Annotated in this window: 16 protein-coding genes and 1 tRNA gene; 15 read left to right on the forward strand and 2 right to left on the reverse strand. The window is 69.2% G+C overall.

The genetic code is table 11. The features are described 5' to 3' along the window. The first annotated feature begins 23 nt into the window (after positions 1–23). From AB0O93_RS00780 to AB0O93_RS00835, 12 genes are all read left to right on the forward strand, one after another. Positions 24–1,124 (forward strand): DUF916 domain-containing protein, encoded by a 1,101-nt coding sequence (locus AB0O93_RS00780; RefSeq protein WP_363339592.1) that lies wholly within the window; start codon positions 24–26, stop codon positions 1,122–1,124. A gap of 8 nt (positions 1,125–1,132) precedes the next feature. Continuing rightward, a complete protein-coding gene (locus AB0O93_RS00785) occupies positions 1,133–1,438 on the forward strand; it encodes a hypothetical protein (RefSeq protein ID WP_272877634.1) in 306 nt (101 codons plus the stop codon). A 44-nt stretch (positions 1,439–1,482) separates the two neighbouring features. Next, positions 1,483–2,502: a LacI family DNA-binding transcriptional regulator gene (locus AB0O93_RS00790; protein WP_363339594.1), complete on the forward strand. Its 1,020-nt coding sequence runs from the start codon at positions 1,483–1,485 to the stop codon at positions 2,500–2,502. Between the two features lie 167 nt (positions 2,503–2,669). Further along, positions 2,670–3,686, forward strand: a complete 1,017-nt coding sequence (locus AB0O93_RS00795) for an ABC transporter substrate-binding protein (protein ID WP_363339596.1) — start codon at positions 2,670–2,672, stop codon at positions 3,684–3,686. 117 nt (positions 3,687–3,803) lie between these two features. After that, positions 3,804–5,375: a sugar ABC transporter ATP-binding protein gene (locus AB0O93_RS00800; RefSeq protein ID WP_363339598.1), complete on the forward strand. Its 1,572-nt coding sequence runs from the start codon at positions 3,804–3,806 to the stop codon at positions 5,373–5,375. A 1-nt stretch (position 5,376) separates the two neighbouring features. Beyond that, positions 5,377–6,414 (forward strand): ABC transporter permease, encoded by a 1,038-nt coding sequence (locus tag AB0O93_RS00805; protein ID WP_363339600.1) that lies wholly within the window; start codon positions 5,377–5,379, stop codon positions 6,412–6,414. Then, a complete protein-coding gene (locus tag AB0O93_RS00810; protein WP_363339602.1) occupies positions 6,411–7,454 on the forward strand; it encodes a sugar ABC transporter permease in 1,044 nt (347 codons plus the stop codon). The genes AB0O93_RS00805 and AB0O93_RS00810 overlap by 4 nt, the downstream gene beginning before the upstream one ends. 38 nt (positions 7,455–7,492) lie before the next feature. Then, positions 7,493–8,212 (forward strand): L-ribulose-5-phosphate 4-epimerase, encoded by a 720-nt coding sequence (locus AB0O93_RS00815; protein WP_363339604.1) that lies wholly within the window; start codon positions 7,493–7,495, stop codon positions 8,210–8,212. Further along, positions 8,209–9,807, forward strand: a complete 1,599-nt coding sequence (locus tag AB0O93_RS00820) for an FGGY-family carbohydrate kinase (RefSeq protein ID WP_363339606.1) — start codon at positions 8,209–8,211, stop codon at positions 9,805–9,807. Before AB0O93_RS00815 ends, AB0O93_RS00820 begins: the two co-directional genes overlap by 4 nt. A gap of 36 nt (positions 9,808–9,843) precedes the next feature. Beyond that, complete coding sequence (gene araA / locus AB0O93_RS00825; RefSeq protein ID WP_363339608.1) at positions 9,844–11,355, forward strand: L-arabinose isomerase; 1,512 nt, start codon at positions 9,844–9,846, stop codon at positions 11,353–11,355. A 71-nt stretch (positions 11,356–11,426) separates the two neighbouring features. After that, positions 11,427–14,399 carry an immunoglobulin-like domain-containing protein gene (locus tag AB0O93_RS00830; RefSeq protein WP_363339610.1) on the forward strand — a complete coding sequence of 991 codons (2,973 nt, stop codon included), beginning with the start codon at positions 11,427–11,429 and terminating at the stop codon, positions 14,397–14,399. Positions 14,400–14,506: 107 nt separating this feature from the next. Next, positions 14,507–15,457, forward strand: coding sequence for an aldose 1-epimerase family protein (locus tag AB0O93_RS00835; RefSeq protein WP_363339612.1), 951 nt, complete (start codon positions 14,507–14,509; stop codon positions 15,455–15,457). Between the two features lie 302 nt (positions 15,458–15,759). Here the strand turns inward: AB0O93_RS00835 and AB0O93_RS00840 are convergent, their stop codons facing one another. Next, positions 15,760–15,966, reverse strand: a complete 207-nt coding sequence (locus tag AB0O93_RS00840) for a hypothetical protein (RefSeq protein ID WP_363339614.1) — start codon at positions 15,964–15,966, stop codon at positions 15,760–15,762. Between the two features lie 173 nt (positions 15,967–16,139). Here AB0O93_RS00840 and AB0O93_RS00845 point away from each other — a divergent pair, with 173 nt between their 5' ends. Both AB0O93_RS00845 and AB0O93_RS00850 read left to right on the forward strand, forming a co-directional pair. Further along, complete coding sequence (locus AB0O93_RS00845; RefSeq protein ID WP_363339616.1) at positions 16,140–16,718, forward strand: asparagine synthase; 579 nt, start codon at positions 16,140–16,142, stop codon at positions 16,716–16,718. A gap of 71 nt (positions 16,719–16,789) precedes the next feature. Continuing rightward, positions 16,790–16,862 (forward strand) — tRNA-Arg (locus AB0O93_RS00850). A 75-nt stretch (positions 16,863–16,937) separates the two neighbouring features. Here AB0O93_RS00850 and AB0O93_RS00855 read toward each other — a convergent pair. Then, positions 16,938–17,432 carry a MarR family transcriptional regulator gene (locus AB0O93_RS00855; RefSeq protein ID WP_363339618.1) on the reverse strand — a complete coding sequence of 165 codons (495 nt, stop codon included), beginning with the start codon at positions 17,430–17,432 and terminating at the stop codon, positions 16,938–16,940. 121 nt (positions 17,433–17,553) lie between these two features. Between AB0O93_RS00855 and AB0O93_RS00860 the strand changes: the two genes are divergently transcribed. Further along, positions 17,554–19,698, forward strand: a complete 2,145-nt coding sequence (locus tag AB0O93_RS00860; RefSeq protein WP_363339620.1) for an MMPL family transporter — start codon at positions 17,554–17,556, stop codon at positions 19,696–19,698. Positions 19,699–19,716 lie beyond the last annotated feature (18 nt).

Below are 19,716 nucleotides of genomic sequence, written 5' to 3' on the forward strand. Positions count from 1 at the left end.
GGCGTGCGTCAGGATGGATGTCCATGCGAACAATCTCCACCCGCGTCTCGATCGCGGCGGCCTGGGTGACGGCTCTGGCCTTCGCCCTCGGCGCGTGCGTCGTCGGAGCCGTGCCGGCTCACGCGCAAGACGACGACGACCGGATCACGTGGTCCGTCACTCCCGCCGATGCCTCCGGTCCGGATCAGCGCGGCGTGATCGAGCAGGAACTCGATCCCGGCCAGACGGCGGAGGACTTCTTCGCGGTCCGCAACTCCAGCCGGATCCCGGTCACGTTCCAGCTCAACGCGGCGGACGGCTACTACAACGACAACGGCCGGTTCAACATGCTCCCGTCCGATCGGGAGTCCGTCGATGCGGGAACCTGGATCGACCTTCCGGACTCGGTGACCGTCGAGCCGAACGCCACGGTCGTCGTGCCGTTCACGACGACCGTGCCCGAGGACGCCGTCCCGGGCGACCATGTGGCGGGCATCGCCGCTTCGGTGCTGTCCACCGGCACCGACGACACCGGATCGCAGGTGGGGGTCGAGAGTCGTGTCGGCTTCCGTGTCCTCACCCGCGTCACCGGCGACATCGTCGCGTCGGCGGAGATCGGGGGAGTGGTCACCGACTACACCCTCGCGTGGAACCCGATCCGGCCGGGCGCCATGACGGCATCCTTCGACGTCACCAACACCGGCAACGCCAACGTGACCGTCGCCGGTCAGGTCGGCGCAGGCACCGGAGTCGCCGCCGTCGGCGGAGACGACGGCGCCCGGCAGACGCTGCTCCCCGGCGAGACGCGCCGTGTCGAGGTCGTCGTGCCGGGGGTGTGGCCGACGTTCTACGTGCCGGTCGAGATCACCCTCGTCCCCGAGGGCTTCGACCTCGGCGGGGACGCCGTTCCCGTCGAGCCCATCACCGCGTCGGCGACGGCGTGGGCCATCCCCGTTCCCCAACTTCTCATCCTCTTCGGTCTCGTGCTCGTCATCGGCGCGCTGTTCTGGGGGCGCCGACGCTCGCGGGACCGCATGGCGGCGGCTCTCGCCGCGGCCCGAGAGGAAGGCCGCGCCGCGGCCGCTCAGAACCACCCATCCGACGACGTCCCACTCCCCAGCGGCGGCTCGTCCCCACACCAGTGAGGCCTGCCTTGAACATCTTCTCCACCGAGACGGACCAGAGCGACGGCGTCAGCGTCGACGTCGAGATCACCCCTCTGCCCACCCCGACCCCCACCCCGACGCCGACCGAGACGGTGATCCCCTCGCCGACGCCGGTCCCCACCGACACGCCCCTTCCGTCCCCGAGTCCCACCGGCGTCCCCTCCGTTCCGGACTGGCTCGCGGGCACCGGCATCGACCCCACCTGGCTCATCATCGGCGCGGTCGCATTGGTCGGGGCCGGAGTCATCGCGTACGCTCTGCGACGCAGGGGGGCACGCGCCGGTAGCGACTGAGCGCTCGGCACCCCATGCTGGAAATGAACAAAGGGGGGACGCCGATGAGCGATCAGAATCGCGCGTGGCAGCGTCCGAGCATCTACGACGTGGCCGCCCACGCCGGAGTCTCGCACATGACCGTATCCCGGGTGCTCAACGGGCATCCCAACATCCGTGACTCGACGCGCGAGCGGGTGATGCAGGCGATCGACGAGATGAACTACACGCGGAGCTCGATCGCCCGGGCGCTCGCGACGCGCAAAGCCATGCGGATCGGGGTGATGGTCGACGGGCCGGTCGAGTACGGCCCGAACAGCACGCTGCGCGCGCTCGAGCGTGCTGCACGCGACAGAGGCTACTCGGTGAGCGCCTTCTCGATCTCGGACGACCCCGATCTGGGCGTGGATGTCGGCGTGGCCGACCTGATGTCGCAGGGCGTGGACGCCCTGTGTGTCATCGCCCCTCGCTCGTCGTCCCTCGACACGCTGCGCGAGCAGCCCATCCGTGTGCCGGTGCTCGTGGTCAAAGCCGACCCCGACCCGGAGATGATGACCGTCGCGGTCGACCAGCGCGCGGGGGCGCACGCGGCCGTCGCGCATCTCGTCGATCTCGGACACCGCGAGATCCTGCACATCTCGGGCCCGCTCGACTGGCTCGACGCCCGCGCCCGTCATACGGCGTGGGAGGAGGATCTCGCCGATCGGGGGCTCACGATCCGCGACGCGCTGGTCGGCGACTGGACCTCGGATGCCGGCTTCGCGATCGGCCGCGACGCGCCCGCCATCGACGACGTCACCGCGGTGTTCGCATCGAACGACCAGATGGCGCTCGGTCTCATCCACGGACTCGCGAAGCGCGGGCTGCGCGTCCCCGAGGACATCAGCGTCGTCGGCTTCGACGATCTGCCCGACGCGCGCCACTTCCTGCCGCCGCTCACGACGGTGCGACAGGACTTCGCCGAGCTCGGACGCCTGGGCCTGGAGCTGCTCGTCAGCCGTATCGCGGGCGAGGAGCCGGCGGACAGCGCGATGATCCTGCCCGAGCTCATCGTCCGCGAATCCACAGCGCCGCCGCGGGCCTGAGCGCCGTTCGCAGGCGGGCGTAACGACTCCGTAACGGAAACGCGCAACTCTTGCTTGCAATTCTTGTTAGCGCGCACAATACTGATGCACGCGGCTGCGACAGGCAGCTGCACCAGAGTGATCCGACCCGACTCCACGACGGAGCGTCGATCTCAAGGAGGAGACACATGTCACAGAAGAAGCGCCTGCTCGGCGTCATCGGTTTCGTCGGCGCTGGGGCGCTGGCACTGGGCCTCGCCGGCTGTGCATCCGGCGGCGACAACGGCGGCACTGCCGGTGGCGACACCGGTGGCGACGGCGAGCTCATCACCGTCGGCTTCGTCGCGGTCGGCCCCGAGGGCGGCTGGCGCAACGCGAACGAGCAGGCTGTCAAGGACGCCTTCACGGAGGAGGCCGGCTACGAGCTCAAGTACGCTCCGGCCGCCAGCCCGAGCGACCAGAAGTCGCAGCTCGACGCGTTCTCGACCTTCGTCAACGACGAGGTCGACGTCATCCTCCTCACCGCGACCGAGGCGTCCGGCTGGGAGGACTCGCTCGAGCTCGCCCAGGAGGCCGAGATCCCCGTCATCCTGCTCGACCGCGGTGTCGACGCCAGCGAGGACCTCTACGTCACCCGCATCGCCCCCGACAACTTCCAGGTCGCGGCCTCCGTCGGCGCATGGGCCGTGGAGACCTTCCCGGAGGGTGCGAACTACTACGTGCTCGAGGGCGTCCCCGGTCTCTCGGTCGTCAACGAGCGCAACGAGGGCTTCGACTCCGAGGTCGAGGGTGCCGAGGGCTTCACCAAGGTCGGCGCGCAGACCGCCAACTGGAAGACCGACGAGGGCAAGTCCGTCACCGAGACGGTGCTCCGCGCCAACAACAACGACATCCAGTTCATCTTCGCCCAGAACGACGAGATGGGCATCGGCGCCGCACAGGCCGTCGAGGCCGCCGGTCTCGTCCCCGGTGAGGACGTCAAGATCGCCACGATCGACGGCACCACCGGTGCCCTCGAGGCGCTCGCCGCGGGTCAGCTGAGCTTCGTCGCCCAGTACAACCCGTTCTTCGGCGACATCGCCGTCGACGTCGTCGAGAAGGCGCTCGCCGGTGAGACCGTCGAGTCGACCATCATCGTCGACAGCGCGACGTTCGACTCGCCGGAGGCCGGCGAGACGGCGCTCGCCGACGGCCAGGGCTTCTGAGCTCGGATCGTCTGACCAGCACCACCACCTGACGGAGCGGGGATCGCCGCACAAGGCGATCCCCGCTCCTGTCGGCTCACACCCGAAACCAGCACTACACGAGGAAGTTCGTCAGAGATGACCGAATCCCCCCCGATCGTCGAAGTCCGCGGCGCATCGATCACGTTCCCCGGCGTCAAGGCACTCGACGGGGTCGACTTCCGACTCCTCCCCGGCGAGGTGCACACCCTCATGGGTGAGAACGGCGCGGGGAAGTCGACCCTGATCAAGGCGCTGACCGGCGTCTATCAGATCGACTCGGGCGACATCCTCGTCTTCGGCGAGAAGCGCCACCTCACGGGGACGGCGTCCGCGCAGGCCGCCGGCATCTCCACCGTGTACCAGGAGGTCAATCTCTGCACGAACCTCACCATCGGTGAGAACGTGATGCTCGGGCACGAGGTCCGCGGACCCCTCGGCATCAACTGGCGGAAGACCCACGCGCAGGCCAAGGACGCCCTCTCCCGCATGGGACTCGGCCACCTCGACACCCGCGCGCCCCTCTCGTCCATCTCGATCGCGCTCCAGCAGCTCGTCGCGATCAGCCGTGCGATGGTCACCGACTCCAAGGTCCTCATCCTCGACGAGCCGACCTCGAGCCTGGACGCCGCCGAGGTGGAGGTCCTCTTCACGGTGATGCGACGGCTGCGCGACCAGGGCGTCGCGATCCTCTTCGTCTCGCACTTCCTCGACCAGGTCTACGCGATCAGCGACCGCATCACGGTCCTGCGCAACGGTCAGTTCGTCGGGGAGTACCTCAAGCGGGATCTCGACCGCAGCGCGCTCATCTCCAAGATGATCGGCAAGGACTTCGAGACGCTCCGCGCGCTCGGCTCGAACCGCCAGGTCGACGTGCGCGACCGCACCGAGACGCCGGTCTACGCCGCCGAGGACCTCGGCCGCAAGGGCGCGCTGGCGCCGACCGACATCGAGATCCACCGCGGCGAGGTCGTCGGGTTCGCCGGCCTCCTCGGCGCCGGCCGGACCGAGCTCGCCCGCCTCATCTTCGGTGCCGACCGCGCCGACTCCGGCGCCGTCCGCGTCAAGGGCAAGAAGGCGTCCATCACGTCCCCGGTCAACGGTCTCGCCCAGCACATCGCCTACTCGACCGAGAACCGACGCGACGACGGCATCATCGGCGATCTCAGCGTCCGCGAGAACATCATGCTCGCCGTCCAGGCGAAGCGCGGGTGGCTGCGCCGCGTCCCCGCGCGCGAGGTCGACCAGCTCGTGAAGACCTACATGGAGCGCTTCAGCGTGCGCCCCAACGACCCCAACCGTCCGATCCGGCTCCTGTCCGGCGGCAACCAGCAGAAGGTCCTCCTCGGCCGCTGGCTGGCCACCGAGCCCGACCTGCTCCTCCTCGACGAGCCGACCCGCGGCATCGACGTCGGTGCCAAGGCCGACATCCAGGAAGCGGTCGCCGAGCTCGCCGAAGGCGGCATGAGCGTCGTCTTCATCTCGTCCGAGCTGGAGGAGGTCGTGCGGCTGTCCGAGCGCATCGTGATCCTGAAGGACCACGAGAAGGTCGGCGAGGTCGTGAACGGCCCCGACGTGACCGCGGAGAGCATCGTGTCGATCATCGCCGCCGACGACAGCGCGGCGCGTTCAGAAGAGCAGGGCGAGAAGATCGCCGAAGGAGAGATCTGACATGGCGATCGTCAAGACGCTCATCCGCACTCCGTGGTTCTGGGGCCTGGTGGGCATCGCGCTCCTCCTGACCCTGAACACGCTCAAGGATCCGACCTACCTCGCGATCGGTATCAATTCCACGACCGGCCTCCTCGCCGGAAACGTCCTGGACATCCTGCGTGTGTCGGCGCCGATCATCATGATCGCCCTCGGCATGACGTTCGTCATCGCCACGAAGGGCATCGACCTCTCGGTCGGCTCGATCATGGCGGTCGGCGGGGCGGCGGCGATGGAGACGCTGCGCGCCGTGGACGGCCAGAGCCCGTTCGGCGCGATGTTCATCGCGATCGCCGTGGCGCTCCTCATCGGTGCGCTCCTCGGTGTGGTCAACGGTCTGCTCGTCGCGGTCGTGGGGCTCCAGCCCTTCATCAGCACCCTCGTGATGATGCTCGCCGCGCGAGGCATCGCCCGAGTGATCACCGGTGGTCAGAACACCAACGCCACGAACGCGCCCTTCCGTGAGATCTCCAACGGTCAGATCCTGGGACTCCCGACGAGCTTCGTCCTCGCGATCGCGATCGTCGTGGTCGTCTCGCTCATCATGCGCCGGACGGCTCTCGGTCTCATGATCGAGTCGATCGGGGTGAACCCCGCGGCCAGCCGCCTCGCCGGCATCCGTCCCCGCCCGATCCTCATCACCGTCTACGTCCTCTCCGCCGTCCTCGCGGCCACCGGTGGTCTGTTCACGGTGTCGGAGGTGATGACGGTCGACGTGTCGGGAACCGGGTACCAGATGGAGCTCGACGCGATCCTCGCGGTCGTGATCGGCGGCACCTCCCTCGCGGGCGGCAAGTTCTCCATCCTCGGCTCCACCATCGGCGCGCTCCTCATCGCGACGCTGAACAAGACCGTGCTGTTCCTGGGCGTCTCGGCGGCGGCGACGCCCGCCTTCAAGGCGATCGTCATCGTCCTCCTCGTCCTGCTGCAATCCGAACGCGTGCGGAACTACGTCCTCCAACTCGGACGCCGTCGCTCCCGTAAGGAGGTCGTCGCGTGAGCGCGCCCGTCACGTCCCCCGCCCTCGGCGCCGAGAGCGCCGCCCAGACCGCCCTTCAGCGGGTCTGGGGCCGCAGCCAGTCGATCATCCCGACCCTCGCGGCCGTCGTCCTGCTGGTCGCCATGCTGGTGTACGCCGAGATCGCCTACGGGCGCGTCTTCCACGCCGGAACGATGTCGAGTCTCCTCGTCAGCTTCGCGCCGACGATCATCCTCGCCGTCGGGATGACGATCGTCATCCTCTCCGGAGGCATCGACCTCTCCGTCGGGGCGGTGGTCGCCTTCACCTCGGTCGCCGGCGTCATGCTCATGAACATCGGGGTCAACGGCTGGCTGTCGATCCTCCTCATGATCGGATTCGGCGCGCTCTTCGGTCTGGTCTCGGGCGTCCTGATCCAGTACTTCAACGTGCAGCCCTTCATCGCCACGCTGGCGATGATGTTCCTCGCGCGCGGTCTCGCCTCGATCCTGTCGACGGTCCCGGTCCAGGCCCCCGAGAACGCCCCGATCCTGCTGATCGCGACGGACTTCAAGATCATCGACGGCGAGCGGGTCAACGACCTCGTGCTCACGCCGGGATTCTTCATCGCCATCCTCGTCGTCATCGGCGCCTATGTCTTCCTTCACCGCACGCGGATGGGTCGCACCGTCTACGGCATCGGCGGGGCGGAGTCCTCGGCGCAGCTCATGGGGCTTCCCGTCGCGCGGACCCGGGTATGGATCTACGTGCTCAGCGGTGCGCTCGCGGGGCTGGCTGCCGTCGTCTACACCGCCGAGGTCGGCGGCAAGGCGCAGAACGTGACCGGCATCGGGTGGGAGCTCGACGCGATCGCAGCGGTCGTCATCGGTGGCACGCTTCTCACCGGCGGCGCCGGCTACGTCCTCGGCTCGGTGGTGGGCTCGCTCGTGCTGGCGTCGCTGTGGATGATCATCACGAAGGACGGCACGATCCGGCCCGAGTACCTGACGATCATCACCGGCGGCATCCTGCTCGTGTTCGTCCTCCTGCAGCGCGTCCTCACCGCGCGGCGTCGACGATGAGCGCCGCCCTTACCCCCGAGGCCCCGAAGGAGACGTCCATGGCCGTGGAAGCCCCCCGATTCACCCCCGAGGTCCAGGACGCGATCGATGCGGTGCGTGCCGATGTCGCGGCGCTGCACGGCGAGCTCGTCCGTTACAACCTGATCGTGTGGACCGGTGGCAATGTCTCCGGTCGCGTGCCGGGTGCAGAGCTGTTCGTGATCAAGCCGTCGGGGGTGTCCTACGACGATCTCGCGCCGGAGAACATGATCCTGTGCGACCTGGACGGCAACGTCGTTCCGGGGACGCCGGGGAGCGAGCGGAGCCCGTCGAGCGACACCGCGGCGCACGCGTACGTGTATCGGAACATGCCGGATGTCGGGGGTGTGGTGCACACGCATTCCACGTTCGCGGTGGCGTGGGCGGCGCGGGGCGAGGAGATCCCGTGTGTGATCACGGCGATGGCGGATGAGTTCGGCGGTCCGATCCCGATCGGTCCGTTCGCGATCATCGGTGACGACTCGATCGGTCGCGGCATCGTGGAGACGCTGTCGGGGCACCGCTCGCGGGCGGTGCTGATGCAGAACCACGGTCCGTTCACGATCGGGGTGTCGGCGAAGGATGCCGTGAAGGCGGCGGTGATGGTCGAGGACGTCGCGCGCACGGTGCATCACGCGCGGGAGGCGGGGCCGCTGATCCCGATCCCGCAGGAGGCGATCGACAGTCTCTACAACCGCTACCAGAACGTCTACGGGCAGGCGGGGGACGAGCGCCGATGAGCACCCACGACGCCACCGCGGCGATCCGCGACGGGCGGGCGGTGCTGGGCATCGAGCTCGGCTCGACCCGTATCAAGGCGTGCCTCGTCCTCGCGGACGATCCGGCCACGGTCCTCGCTGTGGGATCCCACGCCTGGGAGAACCGCTTCGTCGATCGGGTGTGGACGTACACCCTGGCCGACGTCTGGGCGGGCGTCCAGGGCGCCTACGCCGACCTCGCCGCCGACGTCGCTCGACGGTACGGCGTCCCGCTCGAGAACCTCGCCGCCATCGGCGTCTCGGCCATGATGCACGGATACCTCGCCCTCGACGAGCGCGGAGATCTGCTGGCCGAGTTCCGCACCTGGCGCAACACCAACACCGACCGTGCGGCATCCGTGCTGACGGAGCTGTTCGGCGTGAACATCCCGCTCCGCTGGTCGATCGCCCACCTCTACCAGGCGGTCCTCGACGAGGAGCCGCACGTCCCGGACGTGCGCCTCATCACGACCCTCGCCGGGTACGTCCACTGGAAGCTCACGGGGCGTTCGGCACTCGGCATCGGCGACGCCTCCGGCATGTTCCCGATCGACCCGGCGCGTCGGGACTACGATCGCGGGCTCATGAAGAAGTTCGACCGGCTGGTCTCGGAGCGCGCCTTCGGGCTCCGTATCGCCGATGTGCTGCCCGAGGTGCTCGTCGCCGGCCAGGATGCCGGTTCCCTCACCCCGGAGGGCGCGGCGCTGCTCGACGTCTCGGGGGTGCTCCGTCCGGGCATTCCGCTCTGTCCGCCGGAGGGCGATGCGGGCACAGGAATGGTCGCGACGTGCTCGGTCGCACCGCGCACGGGCAACGTCTCCGCCGGCACGAGCATCTTCGCGATGGTCGTCCTGGAGAAGCCCCTCGCCACCGCGCACGCCGAGCTCGACGTCGTCACCACCCCGGTCGGAGACCCCGTCGCGATGGTGCACTGCAACAACGGCGCGAGCGAGCTCGCCGCGTGGGTCGGTCTGTTCGGCCGATTCGCGACCGTCGGCGGGGGAGACCTCGACCCGGACGAGGTGTTCGAGGTCCTCTTCCGCGAGGCGCTCGACGGCGATCCGGACGCCGGAGGCATCCTGGCGTACAACCACCTCGCCGGCGAGCCCATCGCCGGGCTCGCCGAGGGGCGCCCGCTCGTGGTCCGCACGCCCGACAGCCGCTTCACGCTCGCGAACTTCATGCGCGCCCAGCTCTACGGCGCCTTCGGCACCCTCGCCCTCGGGATGCGCGTGTTGGAGAACGAGGGCGTGGCCCTCGACCGCATGTTCGCGCACGGGGGCATCTTCCGTACCGCCGGCGTCGCGCAGCGCTTCCTGGCCGGAGCGCTCGACGCGCCGGTCGTGGTCGCCGAGACCGCCTCCGAAGGCGGGGCGTGGGGGATCGCGGTCCTCGCCGCGTACCTCTCGGCCCCCGCGGACATGAGCCTCGACGCCTACCTGCGCGAGCGTGTGTTCGCCGACGCGACCTTCCGCACGCTCGAACCCGACCCCGAAGACGTTCCCGGTTTCGCGGCGTACCTGACCCGGTATCGCGCGGGACTGGCCGTCGAAACCGCGGCCGTCGCGGCCCTCTGATCTCGTTATCCATCCCACTCTCGAAGGACTTTTCGCATGACCCGCTCTCCGCTCACCACCTCCCTCGACGGCTACGAGGTGTGGTTCGTCACCGGCAGCCAGAACCTCTATGGGGAGGAGACGCTGCGGCAGGTGGCGGAGCAGTCGCAGGCCGTGGCGGAGGGCCTCGCCGGGTTGCCGGTGCGGGTGGTGTGGAAGCCCGTGCTGAAGGATGCCGACAGCATCCGTCGCCTCGCGCTCGAGGTGAACGGCCGGGATGACGTGATCGGAGTGATCGCGTGGATGCACACGTTCAGCCCGGCGAAGATGTGGATCGCGGGTCTGGATGCGCTGCGGAAGCCGCTGCTGCACCTGCACACGCAGGCGAATGTGGAGCTGCCGTGGAGCGAGATCGACTTCGATTTCATGAATCTGAATCAGGCGGCGCACGGTGACCGGGAGTTCGGGTACATCCAGACGCGTCTGGGTATCACGCGGAAGACCGTCGTGGGGCACGTGTCGAACCCGGCGGTTCGTCAGCAGGTCGAGGACTGGCAGCGGGCGGCGGCGGGGTGGACGGCGGCGCGGACGCTGAAGCTCGCCCGGTTCGGTGACAACATGCGTTACGTCGCGGTCACCGAGGGGGACAAGACCGAGGCGGAGCTGCGCCTGGGCGTGCAGGTCAACACGTGGGGCGTGAACGAGCTCGCGGAGGCGGTGGCTGCGGCATCCGCGTCCGAGATCGACGCGCTCGTGCAGGTCTATCTCGACGAGTACGACGTGGCGTCGGAGCTGCGGCCCGGCGCGGAGCGTCACCAGTCCCTCCGCGACGGCGCGGCGATCGAGATCGGTCTGCGGTCGTTCCTGGAGGAGGGCGGGTTCGGGGCGTTCACCACGAGCTTCGAAGACCTGGGTGCCCTGACGCAGCTGCCGGGCCTTGCGGTGCAGCGTCTCATGGCCGACGGATACGGGTTCGGTGCGGAGGGCGACTGGAAGACCGCGATCCTCGTGCGTGTCGCCAACGTCATGGGCGCTGGGCTCCCCGGTGGGGCGAGCCTCATGGAGGACTACACGTACGACCTGGTTCCGGGCGACGAGAAGATCCTCGGCGCGCACATGCTGGAGGTCTCTCCGACGCTGTCGTCGCAGAAGGCGCGGCTGGAGATCCATCCCCTCGGCATCGGAGGGAAGGACGACCCGGTGCGGCTGGTGTTCACCGCCGACCCGGGACCTGCGCTCGTGGTGGCGATGAGCGACATGCGCGACCGGTTCCGCCTGGTCGCCAACGTGGTGGAGAACATCACCGCGCCCGACCTTCCCAACCTCCCCGTCGGTCGCGCCGTCTGGCGTCCCGCGCCGGACTTCGCCACCTCCGCGGCGTGCTGGCTGACCGCCGGCGCTGCCCACCACACGGTGATGACGACCGCGGTGGGCATCGAGGTGTTCCGCGACTTCGCCGACATGGCCGGCACCGAACTCCTCGTCATCGACGAAGACACCACCCTCCGCCGATTCCAGCACGAAGTCCGCTGGAACCAGGCCTACTACCGCCTCGCCCAGGGTTTCTGAGCTCACGAGGTGTATGAGCGCTCGCCCGCGAGCGTGGCCCCCCACCCGAAAAAGAGAGGAAGGTCTCACTGATGAGACGATCCACCATCCAGCCGCAGCGCCGGCGTTCCGCGTTCCGCCGCGGACTCGCCGGCACCGTGGCCGGCGTCATGGCGCTGACCGGCGTGGGCCTGGCCCCGGCGGTCGCGACGGCCGCCGAGCTGCCGGCGCCCACGGCACACTACGACATGTCGCACAGCGGTTCGCAGCTGCTCGACGTGTCCGGCAACGCCCGTCACGCGACGCTGACGGGACTCACCTCGGCATCCTTCGCGGATGCCGGAGGCGACGACGTCCTGCGCTTCCGCGCGGACGGATACGCTTCGCTGCCCAAGGGTCTCGTGACGGGGACCGACAACGACTTCACGGTGGAGTTCACCGTGGCGACCCAGACCGCCGGGAACAACTTCGGGTGGGTCATCGGCGACGGCGTCGGCCCCTGGAACACCACGCAGCTCGGAAACCACATCTTCCTGAGCCCCCGATCCGCTCAGGGCGGCTACACGAACCAGGTGCTGGCCGCGATCCGCGTCAAGACCGACGGCAACAACGGCGAGAGCCGGATGCCCGCGGGCGGAGGCCTCAACCCGGGCTTCACGACCCTGACAATGGTCGGTTCGGGCAACACGCTCACCCTCTACCGCGACGGCGCGGTGATCTCGACGCTCACGCACAACCGCTCGATGAGCTCGATCATCCCGGCCGGGAACACGCTCGGCTACATCGGTCGCTCCCTCTACCAGGGCGACGCGCTGCTGCGCGCGGACGTCTCCGACATGAAGTTCTGGGACGTCGCCCTCACCGCCGACGAGGTGACGGCGAGCATGCCCGACGCCGAGGAGAAGACCGCGGCGACCGCAGCGCTCCTTCGCGGCGAGGTGCTCGCGAACATGCTGGGCGCCAACCCGTCGCTCGACAGCGTCACCTCCGACCTCACGCTCGGCGCGAGCGTCAACGGCGTGAACCTCACCTGGGCGTCGTCGAACCCCGCCGTCATCTCGACCACCGGCGTCGTGTCGCGGGCGATCACCGAGAACACCCCGGTCACGCTCACCGCCACGACCTCGCTCGGGTCGACCCTGACCTTCGACGCGACCGTCATCGCCCCCACCGTCGGCGCCGACCTCGACGCCATCGTGCTGGAGGAGCGGACCACGGAGAACCTGCCTCTCGCGGTGAAGGGCTCCGTCAACGGCGCCGACATCACGTGGGAGTCCTCCGACCCGGCGCTCGTCACCGCCACCGACCCGGCCTACGTCGCGCCGGCCGTGGGTGCGGCCGACCCGTTCGAGGGCGGCGGTCTGGTCATGCGTCCCGCGTACGGTGAGGGCGACCGCGAGGTCACGCTCACCGCGACGGCGACCCTCAACGGTCAGACGGCGACGCGCACGTTCACGCTGGACGTCGCCGAGAAGGCCCGTACGGCTCCGGACGAGGGCTACGTCGCGGCGTACTTCAAGTCGGACTCGGACGAGCGGATCTACCAGGCGGCCACCTCCGGCAACGACTTCTTCAGCTTCGCGCCGGTCAACGGCGGGCAGCCCACGGTCGAGAACACCGCCGACACCACCGGTCTCCGCGACCCGTACATCCTCCGCTCGGCCGAGGGCGACAAGTACTACATGATCGCCACCGACCTCTGCATCGGATGCGGCACCGGCTGGGGCCCCGCGCAGTCCGACGGCAGCCTGAAGGTGCACATCTGGGAGTCGACCGACCTCGTCAACTGGGAGCGCACCAACGACGAGAACTCCGGCATCACCGTCAACCAGCCCGCCGCGGGCATGACGTGGGCGCCGGAAGCGTACTGGGATGACGAGCTGCAGTCGTACGTGCTGTTCTTCGCTTCGCGTCTGTACTCCGACGCCAGCAAGAGCAACAGCGACAACCTCTACGCCCGGATGTTCTACGTGCTGACGCGCGATTTCCGTACCTTCACCTACCCGCCGCAGAGCTGGCAGGACACCGGGTACGCCCGCATCGACTCGACCGTCATCAAGATCGACGACTTCTACTACCGCTTCACGAAGAACGAAGAGGGTGGCGCAGCCGACGGACTGGAGGCGGGCAAGGACATCTTCCTGGAGAAGTCGCAGGTCCTCACTGCTCCGACCGCCCGGTCGAACTGGTCGGCCGATCCGGCGCAGACGTGGCAGCTCACCGACACGCGGATGACCACGCTGGAGACCAACCAGGCGGGCGAGGGTCCGCAGGTGATCAAGCTCAACGAGGGTGACCCGAACAACACCGGGGACGGCTACGTCTTCCTCGTGGACAACTACGGCGACGGCGGCTACCGGGCGTTCGTGACGACGGGCGACGAGATCGCCTCGAGCTCGCAGGCCGATCGGCTGTCGCAGCGGAGCTCGTGGGTCGTGCGTCAGCGCGGCGGGCTTCCCGCCAGCCCGCGTCACGGCTCGTTCGTGAACGTCTCGGGTCAGGTCCTCGATGCGGTCAACAGCTGGAGCGACGTCGAGGCGGTCGCCTCCACCACGACGCTCGACGCCGACGGCCGCGAGCTCACGGCATCCGTCAGCGCGGAGGATGAGGGCGACGTCGTCGGCACCGTCACCTTCGCCGGCGGCGCCTGGTCGGAGACCGTCGCGCTCGTCGACGGAACCGCAACGGCGACCGCGCCGGCCGGCGTCACCGCCGTCACGGCGACCTACGACGGGTACCGCGACGGTCTGGTCGCGACGTCGGTCTCGGAGGAGGTCGATGTGGCCGGTCTCGCCGTCACCGCGACGGCGGTCACGCGCTGCCTCGCGGGCAAGGTGCTCGAGTCGGTGACGATCGCCAACGACGCGGACGCCGCGGCGACGGTGGTCATCCAGAGCCGCTACGGGTCGAAGACCGCTGTGGTGGCCCCCGGCAAGAAGGCGACGTACACCTTCACCACCCGCACGGCGGCCTACACCGCCGGCGTGATCGAGGTCTCCGCCTCGACCGCCGACGGACGCTCCGTCCAGACGGAGGTGTCGCTGGCAGCGCGCAGCTGCAGCTGAACACCGACACGGTGGGGGTCGGCGGTGCATCCGTCGACCCCCACCGTCTGCCGCGATACTGAAACGTCAGATTCATCCCCCCAACCCGACCCGAGGATCACCCACTCATGGCCCGTACGCCCCTGTCCGGCATCCAGCACTCCCTCCGCTCCGGCGATTACGAGGCGATCATCTCCAGCGTCGGGGCGACCCTGCGCTCGCTGACCGTCGCCGGTCGCGATCTGGTCGTCCCCTTCGACGCGGACGAGGTGCGCCCGTCCTACCGGGGTGCGACGCTGGTGCCTTGGCCCAACCGCGTCGTCGACGGAACGTACACCTTCGGCGGGGAGGAGCGCCGTCTCGCCCTCACCGAGCCGGCTCGCGGACACGCCCTGCACGGCCTCGCCGCGTGGCTCGACTACGAAGCCGTCGACAAGGGATCCGACCACGTCACGCTGGCCCAGGTCATCTCGGCCCAGACAGGCTACCCGTGGCGGATCGTCGTCACGACGACGTTCGTGCTCGGGCCCGATGGGCTCACTCAGACGGTCACGGCGCGCAACGACGGCGATGAGGCCGCGCCGTGGGGGACCGGACCTCACCCCTACCTCGTGGCGGGTGCGGGGACGGTCGACGACTGGACCCTCGCGCTTCCGGCGGCCCAGGTGCTGGCCGTGACCGAGGACCGCCTCATCCCGACCTCGCTCGAGAGCGTCGACATCGATGCCGACCGGTTCGACTTCCGCCGGGCGCGCACGATCGGTGCGGTCGAGATCGACCACGCCTACACCGCCCTGACACGCGACGACGACGGGATCGCCGCCGTGCGGCTCACGGATGCCGCCGGGCGAGGTGTGCAGATGCGCTGGGACGCCGCGTGCCCGTGGGTGCAGATCCACACAGCCGACAAGCCGCGTCAGGAGGACTCACGGCTTGGTCTCGCCGTCGAGCCGATGACCTGCGCGCCGGACGCCTTCAACGCCGATCAGTACGACTTCGACGCCGGCCTCATCGTCATCGAGCCCGGGGCCGAGGTCTCGGCATCCTGGACCATCGCAGCCATCGCAGCCATCGCCTGAGCCTTCGATCCTGCTCCACGGACGACTCGGGCCCGCCCCGCGGAAGAGGGTCGGCGGACATCCTCCCCAGACGATGTTCCGCCGTCCCCGCCTCCCCCGCTGGTAGGCGAGCCCGAGCGTTGCCGCACCCCAGGCGGCTGAGCGCCGACCTCCGACCTCACCCCAGGCGGGGAGGAGAGGGTGCGCTCATCCTTTGTTCGGAGCGCCGGGGCGATCGGATGGGAGGAACATAGAAGGCCCCGGAGTATTCTCCGAGGCCCCCCGATTGGGTCGTCGCGGTGTCGCCGCGACAGGTCCGCGTGTCAGTCGCGGAGTTCCTCCCGGATCTCGTTGCGCGTGTGCACCGAGTCCCGTTCTGCTTCGGCCTTGTCGACCTCCGCTTCAGCCTTCCTCACTTCGGCGTCGGCCTTCATCTCGTCGGCCTTGTCGCTGAGACGGTCCGTGGTCTTGTCCCACTCGTCCGAGATCTTCTCGCCGACGGCCTCGGCCGTCTTCTTGGCGTCTTCCATGAATCCCATGAACCGCTCCTCTCGAAGGATTGTGTCTTCGACGCTAACCGCGGAGCCGGCCGATTCCGGGGGGTTGCACGGATGTCGGCGACTTGATACGCACGGCCCGAGCGGGCGGCCGTCGAGTCCGGCTCTCGGATAGCCTTCTCTAGACGGAGGAGGCGCGAGGTCGCATGGGCAAGACAGCGGACGCGATCGCGGAAGGTGTCGCCATCGCGACGGCCGCCGCCCGGCTCACCGTACGCAACCACATCCTCGTCAAGACGATCGCTCACGGTGCGCCGTTCGATCCCGACGCCTTCGCGCCGTTCGCGCACGACACGCTGATCGCCCTCGCCGACGAGCAGCAGCAGGCGGGGGACCTCGCACGGCGACAGGTGAAGAAGGCGTGGGGTCGGTTCAGCGATCCGGACGGCACGCACGATTACCGCGACCGCGACACCCGCAACCTCCGTAAGCGACGCCGTCAGTACGTCGGCGTCGCCAAGGAGCTCCGCCGCCGGGCCGAGGATGCCGAGGCGGTGCGAGAACTCGTGGAGGACGCGCGGGACGCGGCGTGGGGGGACGTCGAAGCGAACCTGCAGCGACGGCTCACCGTCGAGGGCATGCGGCCGGACCTCGACCCCGATTACGAGCGTATGCGCGCGGCGCGGATGCAGTCCCTCCGCCTCGTGGATCTGCCGCGACTCGCCGCCCATCGCCGACACGTCACGACAGTCGCGGCGGAGGGTGCGGGCGACGCGCCCGAGTGACCCGTGTCGATTCGCGAGCGCGGCGGGGGTCATGTATTCTGGTCGCTGGCCCGCGGGAGATCGCGGGCCGGGCGCCCGTAGCTCAATGGATAGAGCATCTGACTACGGATCAGAAGGTTAGGGGTTCGAGTCCCTTCGGGCGCACACTGTGTTGAGACAGTGAGAAAGCCCCGCCGGTTCGCCGGCGGGGCTTCTTTCTTGCCCGCGGAGCCCTTCCCGTCAGCGGACGCGGCGTGCCCGCGAGGGCTCCGGTGTGTGCGACCGGTATGCGGTGAGGATCCGCTCGAGGTACTCGGTGATGATCCGCTGCTCGTCCTCGTCGAAATGGTCGAGTTCGGCATCCAGTCCGCGCACCATCGGCATGAGGATCGACATCGCCTTGGCCCGCGACGAGTCTGTCGGGACCACGCGCACGGCGCGGCGATCCGACGGGTGAGGCTCTCGGGTGACGTGCCCGAGGTCGACCAGGCGATCGACCGCGGTGGTCATCGCCGCGGTGGTGATCCCGAGCCGGCGGGCGAGCTCGCTCGGCCCCAGTGGTCCCTCCTGCAGGAGGTGTTCCATCGCGTCGAGATCCGTGGCATTGACGGAGAGCTTCTCCCCGAATGCCGCTTCGAAGTCGGCAGAGGTCTGGATGAGCTCCCGCAGGAGCACGGTCGGACGGCGCGGCATCATGCCCGCGGCTGCGCCCGCGGGGGGAGGAGGGGCGTCCATGGAGAAAGCGTACCCGCAAGTACCATCCCTCGGCTAGTATCTAGGCAATCTAACTACTTTGTGATCTGATCAGCTCGACGCCTGTACCCGCACCCCCTTCCTTCCCTCCCGAGGAGTCGTCATGGCCGCTCTGCTCCGCTTCATCACCTCCGCCCGAACTTCGTGGATCGTCCTGGTCCTCGCGATCGCCGCCGCCGGCGGGATCTTCGCCCTGGGCTCCGGCTCGGACGGCGACACCGCGCCACCGGTCGGTCTCCCCGACACGGCGGAGTCCCGTCAGGTCGACGCGCTCCTGGAGGAGCTGCCGAGCGCCGACACCACCTCGGCGCTCCTGGTCTTCTCCGGCGGTGGGGAGGAGCTCGACGAAGAGCGACTCGCGCAGATCAACCAGAACGCCATGGGCGACCTCGCCGAGTTCACGCCCGACGGGTTCGTCCCGCCCGCTCAGGTCTCCGACGACGGCACCGTGGCGCTGGTCGTGGTGCCGTTGGAACCGCTGACCAACGTCGAGGAGCAGACCGAGCGCGCTGTCGAGATCCGCGCCGCGGCCGCGACGGACCTCGACGGGGTCACGGTGTACTTCACCGGCGCCGAGGGCTTCGAGGTCGACATCGCCGCGGTCTTCGAAGGTGCGGACTTCACTCTGATCCTCACGACCGTCGTCGTCGTGGCGATCCTCCTCCTCGTGACCTACCGGAGCCCCACGCTGTGGATCGTCCCGCTGATCGTCGTGGGTGTCTCGGACGTCCTGGCAGGCATCATCGCCGCCCGGGTGGCGGCCGCGGTCGGAATCCAGCTGGATGCCTCCACCACCGGCATCCTGTCGGTGCTCGTCTTCGGTGCGGGCACGAACTACGCCCTGCTGCTCATCGCCCGATACCGGGATGAGCTGCGCAGCTACGCCGACCGTCGCGCCGCGATGCGCAGGGCGCTCCGCGGCGCCGGCCCGGCGATCATCGCGAGCGGTTCGACGGTGGCCCTCGCGCTGGCGACCCTCCTGTTCGGCGAGCTGTCGGGCAACCGCGCGCTCGGTCTCGCGTGCGCCGTGGGGATCGTGGTGGCGATGATCTTCGCGCTCTCCGTCCTGCCGGCCGCGCTCGTCCTCTTCGGGCGCTGGATCTTCTGGCCCTACATCCCGCGCTTCGGCTCGGCCGATGCGCTGTCGCGCAGCCCGTGGGGGAAGCTCGGCCGCGCCGTCGCCCGTCGCCCCGTCGTCGTGGCCACGAGCGGCTTCGTCCTGCTCGGCATCCTCGCCAGCGGTGTCTTCTTCGTGCAGACCGGCTTGTCGCAGAACGACCGGTTCCTGCAGAAGCCCGAGGCCGTCGTCGGTCAGGAGGTGCTCGCGGAGGCGTTCTCGGCCGGTTCGACGTCGCCCTCGGTCGTGGTCGTGCCCGTCGACGAGGCTGAGGAGGCCGCCGCGGCGCTCGCCGACCTCGACGGCGTCGACAGCGCCACGGTCGGCGAGCAGAACGACGACATCGCCCGCATCGACGTGACCCTGTCGTCGGCGGCGGAGACGGAGGAGGCGCTGGCGACCGTAGAGCGGATGCGGTCGGCGCTGGACGATGTCGGCTCCGGCGAGGGGCTCGTGGGCGGTCTCGACGCCCGCGCCCTCGATGTCGCCGACGCCCAGGCCCGTGACCAGGCGCTGGTGATCCCGCTGATCCTGGTGCTGGTGTTCATCGTGCTGGTGATCCTGCTCCGCGGGTTCGTCGCGCCGATCCTCCTGCTCCTGGCCGTGGTGGCGAGCTTCTTCTCGGCCGTCGGCGCCAGCTGGTGGCTGTTCCAGACGCCGCTGTTCGGATTCCCCGCGATCGACACCAACGTGCTGCTGTTCAGCTTCCTGTTCCTCGTGGCGCTCGGCGTGGACTACAGCATCTTCCTCGTCACGCGCGCTCTGGAGGAGGCGCGCACGCGGGGGACGACCCAGGGCATGATCCGCGCGCTCGCCGCCACCGGCGCGGTGATCACGAGCGCCGGTATCCTGCTCGCGGCCGTGTTCGCCGTGCTCGGCGTGCTGCCGCTGATCACCCTCACCCAGATCGGCGTCATCGTCTGCATCGGCGTGCTCATCGACACCCTCCTCGTGCGGACGGTGATCGTGCCGGCCCTGGCGTTCCGGACGGGCGACAGATTCTGGTGGCCGCGTCGTCCGGAGACGACGGATGCCGCTGCCGTCGAGGCCGGAATCGACGCCTTCACCGTCCTGGAGGTCGACGACGAGAACGGCGTGACACGGCGCCGGAAGGAGACCGCTGCCGTCTGAGCGGGCGCCGGGCGCGGC

Source organism: Microbacterium sp. NPDC077184 (genome assembly GCF_040687055.1).
In the GTDB taxonomy this organism is placed as follows: domain Bacteria; phylum Actinomycetota; class Actinomycetes; order Actinomycetales; family Microbacteriaceae; genus Microbacterium.